We start from the raw sequence: 15,840 nt of genomic DNA on the forward strand, positions 1-15,840 counted from the left end.
AGCGGCAGCGCCCGATCGCAAGGGCGGTCGGGCGCTGCGGCGCGGATGGGGGCGAGGGTCAGAGGCGAGGGCCGCCCAGCAGCTCGGACGTCTTGCGGGCCACCGCGGAGCTTCTGAGCACTTCGGCGTGCTGCTCCTCGAAGAGGATCTCCCGGCCGACGAGAGCGGCCTCGGGCAGCAGCATCGCGGTCCTGGTGCGGCTCAGGCCGCTGTCGGGGCTGGAGGAGCACAGTGCGGTGCCGGCCAGCCAGAGCGGGAGCACGTCGACCGATTCGGCGATGGCGAGCGAGGACAGCCGGGCCGCGGCCGTGTTCATGATGTCCAGGGCGAGGCCGGCGGTGGAACCCACCGCGTCCAGTTCGTCGTCGATGGCGTGGCTGAGCGCCGAGTACAGGCCCAGGGCCAGGGCCTTGGCGTCGTCCCGGTGCGTGTCCAGGGTGGCGGCACCGTCACGCTCCAGGCGCTCCAGCTTCCCGGTCGCAAGGCTCGGGGAGACCGTGGACACCAGTCGGCGGAACTCGTCCAGGACCATGTCGGTGTCGACCAGTTCGGGGTCGAACAGAAGGACTTCGGGGGCGACGCCCTGCGAGCGGCCGATCCCGTCGGCGATCACACCGGCGAAGATGCCGCCGAGGCTGTAGCCGAGCACCGCGCGTACCCGCAGCCCGCGGGAGCGGATCTCATCCGTCCACGGCGCGAGGTAGGCGTCGAGGGACGCGCCGCGCGGGGGTCCGCTGTGCGGGCGTTCCACGGCGCGCCACACGCTGTGCCGGGTCTCCAGAAGAGGCGTCAGCTCGCGGAAGTCGGCCGCCGCCGGACCGTGCGGCGGAGAGTCGACCGCCAGAACCACCTCTCCGGAATCCCCGGAGCGCAATTCCTCCCAGTGCATCAGTCCGCTCATGGCACCCTCCACGTGACGAGACATTCCGGGGTGCGTCCGATGGGGGACGCGGTTTCCCAGTGATACGGAAGGCCGGTCCGGAGGAGCGGGGTACGCGGGGGAACAATGACCCCACCGCTCCGGACCGGTCGTCCGGAGAGCCCGTGAACGGCATCCGGCGGATGCGTCCTCCGGGCTCTCGCCATGGCCGGCCGTCACCATCGACGAGCCGCACGGGGGTGTGCGCTCGGCGCGATATGGCGATCCTCGGCCGTTCCACTGTCCGTACGTTATGGAGAGGGGCTGTTCCCCGAATACCCCTAACAGCCCCTAGCGTGCCCGAAGGGCATTACATGGCCTGCAATTGTGGCAGCGGGAGAAGCGTGGGCAGGGCCCGTCGGCTGTTGACACCCAGCTTGCGGTAGACGCGCGTCAAGTGCTGTTCGACGGTGCTCACCGTGATGAACAGCTTGCGGCTGATCTCGCGATTGCTGAAGCCCCGCGCGGCCAGCTGGGCCACCCGGCCCTCGGCCTCGCTGAGCGTCACACCGTCGGCGCCGGTGCCGATGGCTGTGGCCGGGGTGTCGGTCTCGGTCTCCTGGGCCGGAACGACGGTCTCGACGCTGCGCTGCGCGGGCACTCGTTGCAGCGGGCGCGATCCCGACTGGCAGATCTTGGTCTCCTGAACGGCCCGCCAGGCGGTCGCCCGTGCTTCGTCGAACTCCCCCACGCCCTGGTACGCCTCGCTCAGGTCGGCCAGCGAGCGGGCCAGCTCCATGCGGTCGCCGGAGACCTGGAGCAGGTCGACGGACTTGCGCAGCAGGGCCGTGCGCTGCATCGGGTCGCCGGCGGCGGCGGCGAGCAGTCGCAAGGAGACACCCCGGGTGCACAGGTCCACGCCCTGGGGCCGGTTGAGCTGCTGCTTGACCAGGTCCTGCGCCACGTTGGTGCGACCGAGCCGCATGTTGGCCTCGGCGAGGCCGTTTCGCCAGGGCACGAGCTCGGCGACGTCGAGCTCCGCGTCGTAGGCCAGCCGGCCGCAGGTCTGGAAGTCCTTGACGGCGGCGAGCACCCGCTCGGTCGCCAGGTAGTAATGGCCCCGCGCGTGCAGGAAGCGCAGGCCCCACACGGTGGTCGGGGTCGCTTCCGAGGTGAACTGGCGAACCGATTCCTCTGCGGCGTCGTATTCGCCCATGGCGGTGTGGGCGCGCACCAGCGTACTGAGCGGGTAGCCGAGCATCACGCCCCAGCTCTGCGGAGGGAGCAGGGCGAGCGCGGACTGGGCGTGCGAGACGGCGGTGCTCAGGTCTCCCCGGCGCAGGGCGATGTCGGCGCGGACGCTTCCGAGGGCCGCCTGCCAGGTCAGCCCGCCGCGGCGCTCCGCCTCGGCGTACAGGGCATCGCACCGCTCGCCGGCCCGGTCCAGGAGGTTGCCGCACACCAGGGTCAGCAGGGCGGCGATGACGACCTCGAGGAGGGGCTCGCCGAGCCGGCAGCTCTCCAGGATGTGCTCCGCGCTGGCCACGGCGTTCTTGACGCCGGCCGAGAGGGGCCCGGCGGCCACGGAGTTGACCGCGCGGGTCCACGGGTCCTCCTCACGCGCCTCGCTGTCGCCCCGGCGGGCGGATTCGGGGTCCTCGCAGCTGTGTCCGGACATCGGGCCGTAGAACCAGCGGTAGGTGAGGACCAGTTCCGCCTCGGTGTACTTGTCGCGGGGACCGTCGAGGGTCATGTACGCCTGGTTCGCGGCCTTCGCGGTGGCCAGGTCGCCCTGCCAGAGGGACTGCTTGAGCAGCGCCGCGCAATCCTGCTTGGTCAGGGTGCCGTCCCGCATCGCCTGCCGGGCCTCGGTGTGGTGGCGGTCGGCCGCCGCCGGGTCGAGCCGCCACACGGAGCGAGCGAGGCCCCGGCGCAGCTCGCGGCGCTCCTCGTTGCTGGTGGCGGCGGCGACGGCCAGCTCCAGGCAGTCGACCACCCGGTCGACGTCGTCGTCGGCCTGGGCCCTGGCCGCGGCGGACTTGAGCACCGGGACGTTCCAGTTGTCCGGGGTGCCGCCCGCGGCGATGAGGTGGGCGGCGACGGTCTGGGCGTCGGCGCCCTGGTTCTGGAGGAGCCGGGCGGCCGCGCCGTGCCTGCGGGCCCGCGTGGTGGAGTCGAGGGTGCCCAGGACGGCGTCCTCGGCGACGGAGTGCCGGAAGCGGCTGCCCTTGAGCAGACCGGCCGCCGAGAGCACCTGCACCACCTGCTCCACGGATTCGACGGGGAGCGACACCAGCTGCCCGACGAGCTGGGGGGACGCCTCCTCGCCCAGCACGACCAGTCCCTGGGCCACTTCGAGGAGCCGGGTGTCCCAGCGGTAGAGGCAGTTGAGAACGGCCTGGGCGAAGGCGGGACCGGCGGCGCGCTCGGCGGGGTCGCCCTCACAGGCGGGCAGCGCCGCGCAGCGCTGGCCGTAGTCCTCCATGAGTGCTCTGGTCAGCAGGGGGTTGCCGGCTGTGAAGCGGTGGAAGGCGGGCGCGTACTCCTCGGCATGCCGCAAGTCCGTCTCCTGGGCGAGGAGTTCGGTGACCTCCGCGACCGACAGGGGGGCGACCTTCAGGTGCCGGTGGGGCTGCTGGGTGATCTCGGCGTGGAACCGCGACAGGGCGGGGTGGCCCCAGCTCCACTCGGTCATCACGATCATCACCTGGGCCGAAGCCATGCGGCGGCGCAGGTGCAGGAGGAGCTGGAGCGACAGGCCGTCGACGAACTGCATGTCGTCGATGCTGATGACCAGGGGACGGTTCCTGGACAGCTCCAGCAGTTCGACGCTGATGGCGTGGATGATCCTGGCGTCCTGCCGGCGCAGGTCCAGGTCGTCGGGGGCGTATTCGCGCGCCAGTGAGTCCGACTGCAGCAGCCCGGAGATACGGGTCGCCACCTCCGGCGGTATTTCGGCGTTGCGGCACAGCTGGTCTATGACACCGACCGGGAAGGTGGATTCCGCCCTGGAGCCGGTCGCGGTGAGATGAAGCGCGTCCTGCTGCTTCACATAGCTCGCGAAGTCATACAGCAGGCGGGTCTTCCCGCTGGCCAGTCCGCCTGTGACGAGGGCGAGTTGGCCGCTGCCGGCGACTGATTCGGTGTACTGATCGATAAGACTTTCGAGTGCTTCACGGTATATATGGTCACCCATATTTCGCTGCCCCCTATTTTCCCCGTAAATTAAGAATTAAAGGCAACCCGGCATGCGGAATCCACCCTTGGACCCGCACCGAGTCGGTGCGCTGGACAAACGGCGCCAACTGTCCGCCTGGAAAGAGCGGACGTTCACCCCACTGAGCACGATCCGAGCGATCCCGCGCAGGCGGCCCCGCGGCGATCCGGCGGTGTCCGTCCTGGGCCGGTGGCACAGGACGCCGACACGGATGCCGCGCGGAACCACGACGGTCCGGTGCGGCGGACCGATACGCCGGGTCGATCACCCCAGCCTTCCCCACTCGCCGGACCATCGGCGAGCGGCCGAGCCGTATATGACCTTTCGAGGGGCGGCCGAAGGGCCTACCCCGATGCCGCGATCTGGGCCGGGGCGCCGTCGCCCTCGGTCTCGCCGGCCGTTCCTGGAGACGGTCACAGGAACCTCCGCCGACGATCGCGGAGGCGAGTCCGCCTCGTACTCCGGGGGCCGGCAGATGCTGCCCAGCCCTTCCCACACTTCCGACACACTCATCGACTCCCCCGTGGGCCCAGTAGCGGCCCTCGTCGACCCTCGTTGCGGTGTTCGCGTGTTCACCAACGTGTTCGGCGTCCAACTTAGCCGCTCGTTCGCCAGTTCACCCTTCAAGCAAACGGGCGGTGACGTGCAACGGAAGAGCGGGCGCCCATCCAGTAGCCCTCGACAGGAGTTTCAGCCGATCAGCTTGCTGCGTACTTGATACGCGCCACGATACTCGGTACGCTACGCGTATGCGATACGCGTTAGCGTGCGACGTACGCAATGAGAGGGAGAGCGATGACTGAGATCAAAGCCAGGGCAGGCACGAAGGAGTGGGTGGGCCTGGCTGTGCTCACCCTGGGTTCGCTGCTGATCATGCTGGACATCGGGGTGCTGAACTTCGCCGTCCCGGCCATCAGCGCGGACCTCAAGCCGAGCGCGCCCCAGCTGCTGTGGATCATGGACGTCTATCCGTTCGTCCTGGCCGGACTGCTGATTCCGATGGGGTGGGTCGGCGACAAGATCGGCCGGCGCAAGCTGCTCATCATCGGGTCGCTGATGTTCGGCGTCGCCTCGGCGGGCGCGGCCATGGCGACCACGCCGGAGGCTCTCATCGCCTGCCGCGCCCTGCTCGGCCTGGCGGCGGCACCGATGACGCCGACCGTCCTCGGCCTGATCCGCGTCATGTTCAACGATCCGGATCAGCGCAAGACCGCCATCGCGGCCTGGACCGGCGTGCTCACCAGCAGCACGGCCTTCGGCCCCGTGATCGGCGGACTGCTGCTCGACCACTTCTGGTGGGGATCGGTCTTCCTCATCAACATCCCCATCATGCTTCTGCTGGTGCTGCTCGCGCCCTTCCTGCTGCCGGAGCACCGTGACCCCTCGCGCGGGAAGCTGGACGTGGTGGGCGCGCTGCTGTCCTTCGTGGCGATCCTGTCGGTCGTCTACGGCGTCAAGGAGCTGGCCGTCAACGGCTACAGCCCCGAGTCCGTAATCGTCATCGCCGTCGGCTTCGTGGTCGGGGTGTTCTTCGTGCAGCGCCAGCGCACCGCGGCGAGCCCCCTCCTCGACCTGGAGCTGTTCCGCCACCGGGGCTTCAGCGGCTCGGTCTGCATCACCCTGGTCGTGCACGGCACGCTCATCGGCATCAACCTGCTGGTCAACCAGTTCATGATGTCGGTCCTGGGCCTGCGGCCCTTCACCGCCGCCCTCTGGTCGCTGACCGCCTTCCCCGTGGTGGCCATGGCCGCTCCGATCACCGCGAAGTTCTCCCGGCGGGTGCGACCGGGCAACTTCCTCGCCGTCGGCATGATCGTCATGGCGGTCGGCTGCGGGCTGCTGACCTTCGTCGAGGTCAGCTCGCCGATCCTGTTCGTCATGGGCGGTGTCGCACTGATCGCGGCCGGTCTGCTCATGGTGAAGGCGTTGGTCGCCGACATCGTCCTGGCCTCCGCCCCGGCGGAGCGCGCCGGATCCTCGGCCGCCGTCTCGGAGACCGCCAACGAGCTGGGCAACGCGCTCGGCTTCGCCTCGTTCGGCACGATCGGTCTGGCCGTCTTCCACCACCAGATGGCGGACGTGCAGCCCAGCGGTGTGTCCTCGGCGGCCCTGGAGGGCGCGCGCGGCAGCATCGGCGGTACCAACGCGGTGGCCTCCCAGCTCCCCGGCGACGCCGGGGACCAGCTGCTGAAGGCGGGGCAGGAAGCCTTCACCAACGGCCTCAACCTGGCGGCGCTGACCGCCGTGGGGGTCCTCGGTGTGACCGCCGTGGTCAGCGCGTTCCTTCTGCGCAAGGTGCCCGTCGCCACCGCCTCGGAGCCGGCACCCCCGAAGAGCGACCTGCCGCAGGTGGTGGAACCCGCCCCGTGAGAGGCACCACAGCTTCCGCCGGCGACGGTGCCCCGCCCGTGCACCACGGGCGGGGCACCGTCGCACGCCGGGACCGGCCCTGCCCGGCCCGGCGGCCCCGGGCCACTAGACTCGGCGGCTACAGCCTGCCGCGCAGAGTTCCGGCACCGCCGCGTGGGCACCGGCACCGGTACGTTTCACTTACCCCCACGCGTCCCGTCCAGACTCCGTCGAGAGCGAGCATCAGGTGAGCACCAAAGACAAGGACGGAACCCTGCCTCCGAGCGTGGCGCGGGTGTGGGAGTCCCGGCAGCGTCCGCCGCGGGGATCCCAGCTGGAGCTGAGCCAGGAGCGGATCGTCGCCGAGGCGATCAAGTACGCGGACTCCGAGGGGCTCCCCCAGCTGTCCATGGCGCGCCTGGCGGAACGGCTGGGCTGCGCGACCATGTCCCTGTACCGCCACGTGGCGACCAAGGACGACCTGCTGGCGCTCATGCTGGACACCGCGTACGGCGCCCCGCCGTTTCCGGGGACGCGGGTCAAGGACTGGCGGGCCGGTCTCGAGCGCTGGACCACGGAGCTGCTGGGCGTCTACCAGCGCCACCCGTGGATGCTGCAGATCCCGACGAGCGGGCCGCCGCTGGAGCCGGGCCAGCTGTCATGGATGGAGTGCGGTCTGCAGATGCTGGCCGGCACCCGGCTCAGCGCGACCGAACAGTTCTCCGTGGTGCTGCTGATGAACGGCTACGTGCACGCGGGGACCAAGCTGTCCCCCAACGCGCTGCAGATGCCCGGCGAGACCCAGGACTCCATGCCCCAGTACGGGCACATCCTCGCCCACCTCATCGACGAGGCGAGCTTCCCCGTGCTGAGCGGTCTCGTCGCCGCCGGTGTCATCGACGCGCCCACCAACGAGTTCACCTTCGGACTGCAGCGGGTGCTCGACGGTGTCGAGGTCCTGGTACGCACCCGGCAGGGGGAACACACGGCCTGACCGCACGCACCGGCCCGCCCCACACGAACGCGCACGGCAGGAGGAACCGCCTCCCGCCGTGCGCGTCGCCGCGAACGGGGCCGGCTCAGCCGGACGCCCCCAGGCCGTCCAGGATGTCGAAGAGCTCGTCCGCGGTGGCCGAACTCAGTTCGTCCGCCGCGTCCGGCTCCGCACCGCCGAAGAACTCCTCGCACAGGTGCGCCGCGAGAACCGCCGCCGTCGGGTGGTCGAACAGCAGGCTCGGCGGAAGGGGGTGCCCCACCGCGGTGATGAGCCGGTTGCGCAGCTCCAGCGCGCTGAGCGAGTCGAAGCCGATGTCGAGGAAGCCGCGCTCCGGGTCGATCGCCGTCGGACGGTCGTGCCCGAGGACCAGCGCCGCGTTCGTACGGACCACGTCCAGCACGATCCGTTCACGCTCCGGGCCCCCCGCCCCGGCCAGCCGCCGCTCCAGCTCCGCCCCGGCCGCCGCACCGGCATCGTCCGCCGCCTTCCGCGCGGGAACGCGCACCAGACCGCGCAGCATGGGCGGCACCGGACCGGCCGACGCAGCGCTCAGTGCCGCGATGTCCAGCCGGACGACCGCCAGCTGGGCCACGTCCACCTCCAGAGCGCTGTCGAACAGCGCGAGGCCCTCCTCGACGGCCATGGGCGGGAAGCCCTGGCGGCGAAGGCGCAGCACATCGCTCTCGCTCAGCTGCTCGCCCATGCCCGCTCCGGTCCACAGCCCCCACGCGAGCGACGTGGCCGCGAGGCCCGCGGCCCTGCGGCGCTGCGCCAACGCGTCGAGGTAGGCGTTGGCGGCGGCGTAGTTGCTCTGGCCGGAACTGCCCAGCGTTCCCGCGACCGACGAGAACAGCACGAACATCGCGAGGTCCCGGTCCGCGGTGAGCTCGTGCAGGTGCAGCGCGGCCACCGCCTTGGGGCGCAGCACCCGCTCCAGGCGCTCGGGCGTGAGGGAGGCCAGCACGCCGTCCTCCAGCACGCCGGCCGCGTGCACGACGCCGGTCAGCGGGTGCGCCTGCGGTATGCCGGCCAGCAGCCCTTCCAACGCGGTCCGGTCGGCGACGTCACACGCGGCCACGGTCACGTCGGCGCCGAGCGCGGTGAGTTCGGCGGCCAGCTCCCCGGCCCCCGGGGCATCCGGGCCGCGCCGGCTCGTGAGCAGCAGCCGCCGCACACCGTGCGCGCTCACCAGGTGCCGGGCGACGGCCGCGCCGATGCCACTGGTTCCGCCGGTGACCAGGACCGTGCCCTCCGGGTCGGGCCGCCGAGCGCCGTCGCCGGGCTGCGCCCGCTCCAGACGGGGTACCAGCAGCACGTCCTCCCGTACGGCGATCTCGGGCTCGTCGGCCGCCAGCGCGGCCGGCAGGAGCCTGGCCGGCTCGTCCCCGGGCGCGAGGTCGACGAGGCGCAGCCGGCCCGGGTACTCGGCCTGCGCGGAGCGGACGAGACCGGTGACGGCGGCGAGTTCGGGACGCGGTGATTCGCCGTCGGTGGCGGCGACCGCGCCGCGCGTCACCACGGCGAGGTCGCAGGCGGCGAAGCGGTCGTCGCCGAGCCATTCCCGTACCACGCACAGCGCCTCGTGCACGGCGGTGGCGGCGCCCGCGCCGTCGGGCGCGGTTCCGGTGTCGTACACCACGGTCCCCGTGACGGACCCCGATCCGGGCACCTCGTCCCACGGTGTGCAGGCGGCGCCGGGGGGCGGGGGCGTCGGGACGGGTGACCAGCGCACCTGGAACAGCGCGTCGTGGGCGAGGGGGCCCCGGGCGGTCAGTTGATCCGCCCGCACCGGTCGGCCCATGAGGGAGTCGACGCGCAGCACCGCCCCGCCCGTGGCGTCGTCCATGGCGAGGGCGACCCGGTCCGGGCCCGGGCGGGAGATCCGTACCCGGACCTTCGAGGCGCCCGTGGCGTGCAGCCGCACCCCGGTCCAAGCGAACGGCAGCATCGTGCCGCCCTCCCCCGCGTCCTCGGCCGCCACCAGATCGGCGTGCAGGGCGGCGTCCATGAGGGCGGGGTGGATGCCGAACCGGGTGGCCTCCGCGGCGTGCGGCTCGGGCAGCGCCAGTTCGGCGAACACCTCGTCGTCACGCCGCCACAGCGCGCGCAGGCCCTGGAACGCGGGCCCGTAGTCGTAGCCGCGTTCGCGCAGCCTGTCGTACACACCGGCGAGTCCGACGGCCTCGGCGCCCGGTGGCGGCCACTCGGCCGCGACCGCCGCCGGTGTCCCGTCGGGTCCCGCCTCCGCAGGCGCGAGCACGCCCTCGGCGTGCAGGACGGCGGTGGCCGGGTCCGTCTCGTCGTACGAGTGGACTCGCACGGTACGCCGTCCCGACGCCTCCGGCTCGCCCACCGCCACCTGGATCGCGGCGCCCGCACCGTCCGCGAGGGTCAGTGGCGCGAGGAGGGTCAGCTCCTCCAGGGACGCGCAGCCGACCTCCTCACCGGCGCGCAGCGCCAGTTCGACGAAGGCGGTGCCGGGCAGCAGCACGGTGCCGAGCACCCGGTGGTCGGACACCCACGTCTGCACCGGCGTGGCCAGCCGGCCGGTGAGCAGCACGCCACCGGAGTCCGGCAGCCGTACGACCGCTCCCAGCAGGGGGTGGCCCGCCGCCTTCTGCCCCAGCGCGGAGGCGTCCGAGGCCGTGGGCGACTCCATCCAGTGACGCCGGTGCTGGAAGGCGTAGGTCGGGAGCTCGGTGACGCGTCCGCCGCGTCCCTCGAAGACCGCCGCCCAGTCCACCGCCCCGCCACTCACGTCGAGTCGGCCCAGGGCCGGCATCAGGGTGCCCTCCTCGGGCCTGCCCTTGCGCAGCAGCGCCAGCGCGTGGATGCGCTCCGACCGGACGGTCGCGCGGACCATGCCGGTGAGCACCCCATCGGGCCCCAGCTCGACGAAACGCGTGACCCCCGCGTCCTCCAGGGCGCGCACGCCGTCCATGAAGCGGACCGCCTCGCGGACATGGCGCACCCAGTACGCGGGATCGGTGATCTCGGCGGCCGTGGCCGGGGCGCCCGTCACGTTCGACACCACGGGAATGGCCGGGGCGCTGTACGTCAGGCCGCGCGCGACCTTCTCGAAGTCCGCCAGCATGGGCTCCATCAGCGGCGAGTGGAACGCGTGGCTGACGCGCAGACGGTTGGTCCTGCGGCCCTGCGCCGCGAAGTGCTCGGCGATCCGCAGGACCTCGTCGGTCTCCCCGGAGACGACCACCGCGTCGGGGCCGTTGACCGCCGCGATGCTCACGCCTGGCGTCAGCAGCGGGAGTACGTCGCCCTCAGCGGCCTCCACGGCCACCATGGCGCCTCCCGGGGGCAGTTGCTGCATCAGTCGGCCGCGTGCCGCGACCAGCGTCGCGGCGTCGGCGAGCGTGAGGACCCCGGCGACGTGTGCGGCCGCCAGCTCGCCGATCGAGTGCCCGGCGACGTGGTCGGGCCGCACGCCCCACGACTCCAGGAGCCGGAACAGCGCCACCTCCACGGCGAACAGCCCGGCCTGGGCGTACACGGTCTGGTTCAGCACGTCGGCCGCGGACGGGTCCTGCGACCACAGCACCTCGCGCAGCGAGACGCCCAGGCGCTCGTCCAGCGCGGCGACGGCGGCGTCGAAGGCCTGGGCGAAGACGGGGTGGGCGGCGTGCAGTTCCCGGCCCATCCCGGGCCGCTGGGCCCCCTGCCCGGTGAACAGGAAGGCGGTGCGGCCCTTGACGCGTGCCCGGCCGCGGGCCACGCCCGCCGCCTCCTCGCCGGCCGCCAGCGCCCGCAGGCCACCGATCAGCTGCTCCCGGTCCGCGCCGGTGATCACGGCGCGGTGGTCGAGCCGGGACCGGGTCAGGGCCAGCGAGTGGCCGAGGTCCAGGGGCGAGAGCTCCGGGTGGGACTCCAGATGGGTCAGCAGGCGGCGCCCCTGGTCCAGGAGGGCCCGCTCCGTGCCGCCGGACACCACCAGCGGAACCAGGCCCCCGCCACCGGACGGGCGGGGTTCGGGCGCCTCCTCGGCCGGCGCCTGCTCGATGATGACGTGCGCGTTGGTGCCGCTGATGCCGAAGGACGACACACCGGCCCGGCGCGCCCCCTCCCGCTCCGGCCAGGGCCGGGACTCGTCCAGCAGTCGCACCGCGCCCGCGTCCCAGTCCACCTTGGGGCTGGGCTCCGCGGAGTGCAGTGACTTCGGCAGGACGCCGTGCCGGATCGCCTGGACCATTTTGATGATTCCGGCGACCCCGGCCGCGGCCTGGGTGTGGCCCAGGTTCGACTTGACGGAGCCCAGCCACAGTGGGCTGTCCTCCGGCCGCCCCTTGCCGTACGTGGCCAGCAATGCCTGGGCCTCGATGGGGTCGCCCAGGACGGTCCCGGTGCCGTGCGCCTCGACCGCGTCGATGTCGGCGGTGGTCAGGCCAGCGCCCGCGAGGGCCTGGTGGATGACCCGCTGCTGGGCGGGGCCGTTGGGGGTGGTGATCCCGCTGGACGCTCCGTCCTGGTTGACCGCGCTGCCGCGTACCACCGCCAGCACGCGGTGTCCCAGGCGTCGCGCGTCCGAGAGCCGCTCCAGCACCAGGGTGCCGACGCCCTCCCCCCAGCCGGTGCCGTCGGCCGCCGCGGAGAAGGACTTGCAGCGGCCGTCACGGGCCAGTCCGCGCTGGCGGTTGAACTCGAAGAAGGTGTCCGGCTCCACCATGACGGTGACACCGCCCGCCAGCACCAGGGAGCACTCGCCCGTACGCAGGGCCTGGGCGGCCCAGTGCAGCGCGACCAGCGACGACGAGCAGGCGGTGTCCACGGTGACGGCGGGACCCTCCAGCCCCAGGGTGTAGGCGACCCGGCCGGACACCAGGCTGCCGTCGCTGCTGCCGGCCCCGTAGTCGTGGTACATCAGACCGGCGAAGACGCCGGTCCGGCTGCCCTGGAGGGACTTGGGGTCGATGCCCGCGTTCTCCAGGGCCTCCCACGACACCTCCAGCAGCAGCCGCTGCTGGGGGTCGAGACGCATGGCCTCATTCGGGCTGATCCCGAAGAAGTCGGCGTCGAAGTCGGCCGCATCGTGCAGGAAGCCGCCCTCACGGGCGATGCTCCGGTCCGGTTTGCCGGGCTCCGGGTCGTACATGCCCTCCAGGTCCCAGCCGCGGTCGGCGGGGAAGGGCCCGACGGCGTCACGGCCGTCGGCGACCAGCTGCCACAGGTCGTCGGGGCTGTTCACGCCGCCGGGGTAGCGGCAGGCCATCCCGACGATCGCGATCGGCTCCGTCGCCGCGGCGGTCAGTCTGCCGTTCTCCGAACGCAGCCGTTCGTTCTCCAGCATGGACGCCCGCAGCGCCTCGACGATCTGCTCGACGGATGTCTCCACAGAAAACTCAGCCCTTCAGTCAGTTGGATTCGCCGGCCGCGAGCGCCGCTCGCACCAGATCGTCGACGGACATCGTCGTGATGTCCTGCTCCTGCCCGGCGTCCTGGCCGGTCTGCTGTTCCGTGCCGTTGTCCGCCAGCGCGAGCAGGGCGTCGAGCAGTCCCGCGTCGCGTATCGCGGTGAGCGGGATGGCGTCCAGGGTCCGCCGCACGGCCTCCTCGTCGAGGTCCGGGTGCGACGCGTCGGGAAGCTCGGGAGCCAGTTCGTCCAGCAGGAACTTCGCCAGGCCGAGCGGGTTGGCGTAGTCGAACATCAGCGTCGCCGGCAGGCGCAGGCCCGTGGCGGTGCTGAGCCGGTTGCGCAGTTCGATCGCGGCCAGCGAGTCGAGCCCCAGGTCGGTGAAACCCTTGCCCATGTCGATGCCGTCCGGTTCGTCGTGGCGCACCTCCGCGACCTGTACGCGGACGAGGTCGATGACGGCCCGCTCGCGCTCGGCCGCGCTCAGCGGGGCCAGGCGGTCCAGCAGGGTGGCCTCCTCCGGTTCCGGAGCGGTCACCGCGCCGGCCGGGCCGGACGCCCTGCGGACGGGAAGCGGCACGAGCTCGCGCAGCAGCGGCGGCAGCGTGCCCGAGGCGGCCTGGCCGCGCAGCACCTCCAGGTCCAGATGGAGGAGTCCGGGGACGGTCTCGTCCGTGGCCAGCGCCGCGTCGAACATGGCCAGGCCCTCGTCGACGGAGAACGCGGGCAACCCCTGCTGCCGCATACGCTCCAGGTCGATCTCCGACAGGGTGCTGCCCATGCCGAGCCCGCCCCACAGGCCCCACATCATCGACTGGGCGGGCAGGCCCCGTTCGCGGCGGTGGGCGGCCAGGCCGTCCAGGAACGCGTTGGCGGCGGCGTAGTTCGCCTGTCCCGGCGCGCCCATGGTGCCCGCGACCGACGAGAACGTCACGAACAGGGTGACCGGCCGAGCGGCCGTCAGCTCGTGCAGGTGCCAGGCCGCCTCCGCCTTGGGCCGCAGAACGGCGTCCATGCGCTCGGGTGTCAGGGCGCCGATCACACCGTCGTCGAGGACGCCCGCGGCGTGCACGACACCGGTCAGCGGGTGCGCGTCCGGGATCGCGGCGAGCAGCTTCTCCAGCGCCGCGCGGTCGCCCGCGTCGCACGCCTCGACGGTGGCCCGCGCCCCGTATTCGGCGAGGTCCGCGACCAGCTCGTCGACGCCCGCGGCCGCCGGTCCCCTGCGGCTCACCAGCAGGAGCCTGCGGGCCCCGTGCTCCGCCGCGAGGTGGCGGGCGAACGCCGCACCCAGACCGCTCGTCCCTCCGGTGATCAGCACCGTGCCTTCCGGGTCGATCGGAGTGGGCCGGTCGTCGCTCTCCGGGCGCCGGGCCGCCACCAGGCGGGGGGCCAGGAGGGCACCGTCCCGCACAGCGACCTCCGGCTCACCGGAAGCCACGACCGCGGCGAGCCCGGCCGCGCTCAGGGCGTCCGTGCCGCCATCGACATCGACCAGCACGAAGCGCCCGGCGTTCTCCGCCTCGGCGGACCGTACGACCCCCCATACCGCCGCTGCGGCGGGATCGGTCGTCGTCGAAGCGACGGCGTTGCTGGTCACCACGGCCAGGCGGGAGTCCGCGAAGCGCTCGTCCGCCAGCCAGGACTGCACGTCCTCAAGGATGCCGTGGACCGCGGACCGAACAGCGCTGCCCGGGTCGGTCCCGGCGGGCACCCGGGCGTGGACGACCACCTGCGGGACCGTCTCGGTGTCGCCGCGCGACTCCCAGCCGACCGACGTCACCGGCGGCGCGGCGCCGGTCGGCACCGGCACCCACTCGGTCCGGTACAGCGAGGTACCGCGCCCGGCGCTCAACTGCTGCGCCGATACCGGTCGGTCCACCAGCGAGCCCACCGTCGCGACGGGGCTGCCCGCCCCGTCGGCCACCTGCAGGGCGATCCCGCCGGCCTCCAGAGGCGCGACCCGCACGCGCAGGGCGGTCGGCGCCGAGGCGTGCAGAGACACGTCGGACCAGGAGAAGGGCAGCATGGTCGCGCCGCTCTCGGGCTCGTCGATCAGATCGACGTGGAGTGCCGCGTCCAGGAGCGCGGGGTGGACGCCGAAGCGGTCGGCCCGGCCGGCCTCCTCGGGCAGTACGACCTCGGCGAACAGTTCGTCGCCGCGCCGCCAGGCGGCCGTGAGCCCCTGGAACGCCGGTCCGTACCCGTATCCGCGCCCGAGCAGTTGCTCGTACACCTCGGCGATGTCCAGCGCCGTCGCACCCGGGGGCGGCCACTCGGTGAGCGAGAAGGACGCCTCCTCGGCCTGTGAGGCGAGGAAGCCGTCGGCATGCAGCGTCCAGGTGGTGCCGGGCTGGTCGTCACCGCGCGAGTACATCTTGACCGAACGCCGCCCCGTGGCCTCCGATGCGCCGACGACCACCTGGAGGGCGGCACCGCCGCGCGCGGGCAGGATGAGGGGAGCGTGCAGCGTGAGCTCCTCGACACCGGCGCACCTGACCTGGTCGCCCGCCCGGACGGCCATTTCCACAAAGGCTGTTCCGGGGAGCAGGACCGTGCCCGCGACGGCGTGGTCGGCGAGCCACGGGTGCGTCGCCAACGATACGTGGCCGGTCAGCACGACCCCGTCGGAGTCGGGCGACGGCAGCACGGCGCTGAGCAGCGGGTGCTCGGCCGGCAACTGGCCGATGCCGCTCACCGATCCGGTCGTCGAGGCCCGCAGGTCCAGCCAGAACCTCCGACGCTGGAAGGCGTAGGTGGGCAGGTCGACGCGGTGGGCGCCGACCGGGGCGAAGTACTCCGCCCACCGCGGCTCGACACCCGTCACATGCAACCCCGCCAACGCCGTCACCAACGCCTCGGGCTCACTCCGGTCACCACGCAGCACCGGAACCACCACCGGAGCCTCAAGCCCCCCACCAGAATCCAGACACCCCTCCACCATGGCCGCCAGCACACCCACCGGACCCAGCTCCAGGAACGTCGACACACCACGCCCCACCAACGCACCCACCGCATCCGCGAACCGCACCGGCCGGCGCACCTGCTCCACCCAG

General features: G+C 72.5%; 6 protein-coding genes. 2 read left to right on the forward strand and 4 right to left on the reverse strand.

The features are described from left to right. Positions 1–58: 58 nt before the first annotated feature. Together ACFZAT_RS12680 and ACFZAT_RS12685 are read right to left on the reverse strand one after the other, a co-directional pair. Complete coding sequence (locus ACFZAT_RS12680; protein ID WP_391263551.1) at positions 59–901, reverse strand: alpha/beta hydrolase; 843 nt, start codon at positions 899–901, stop codon at positions 59–61. A 328-nt stretch (positions 902–1,229) separates the two neighbouring features. Beyond that, positions 1,230–4,055: a LuxR C-terminal-related transcriptional regulator gene (locus tag ACFZAT_RS12685; protein WP_391263553.1), complete on the reverse strand. Its 2,826-nt coding sequence runs from the start codon at positions 4,053–4,055 to the stop codon at positions 1,230–1,232. An 816-nt stretch (positions 4,056–4,871) separates the two neighbouring features. Here ACFZAT_RS12685 and ACFZAT_RS12690 point away from each other — a divergent pair. Further along, a complete protein-coding gene (locus ACFZAT_RS12690; protein ID WP_391263555.1) occupies positions 4,872–6,446 on the forward strand; it encodes an MFS transporter in 1,575 nt (524 codons plus the stop codon). Positions 6,447–6,672: 226 nt separating this feature from the next. Further along, positions 6,673–7,419: a TetR/AcrR family transcriptional regulator C-terminal domain-containing protein gene (locus tag ACFZAT_RS12695; protein ID WP_391263557.1), complete on the forward strand. Its 747-nt coding sequence runs from the start codon at positions 6,673–6,675 to the stop codon at positions 7,417–7,419. 85 nt (positions 7,420–7,504) lie between these two features. Here ACFZAT_RS12695 and ACFZAT_RS12700 read toward each other — a convergent pair whose 3' ends face one another. Further along, a complete protein-coding gene (locus ACFZAT_RS12700) occupies positions 7,505–12,766 on the reverse strand; it encodes an SDR family NAD(P)-dependent oxidoreductase (RefSeq protein WP_391263559.1) in 5,262 nt (1,753 codons plus the stop codon). Between the two features lie 19 nt (positions 12,767–12,785). Continuing rightward, positions 12,786–15,611, reverse strand: a complete 2,826-nt coding sequence (locus ACFZAT_RS12705) for an SDR family NAD(P)-dependent oxidoreductase (protein ID WP_391263560.1) — start codon at positions 15,609–15,611, stop codon at positions 12,786–12,788. Positions 15,612–15,840: the final 229 nt, after the last annotated feature.

Source organism: Streptomyces sp. NPDC008163 (assembly GCF_042956885.1).
Lineage (GTDB): Bacteria > Actinomycetota > Actinomycetes > Streptomycetales > Streptomycetaceae > Streptomyces > Streptomyces drozdowiczii_A.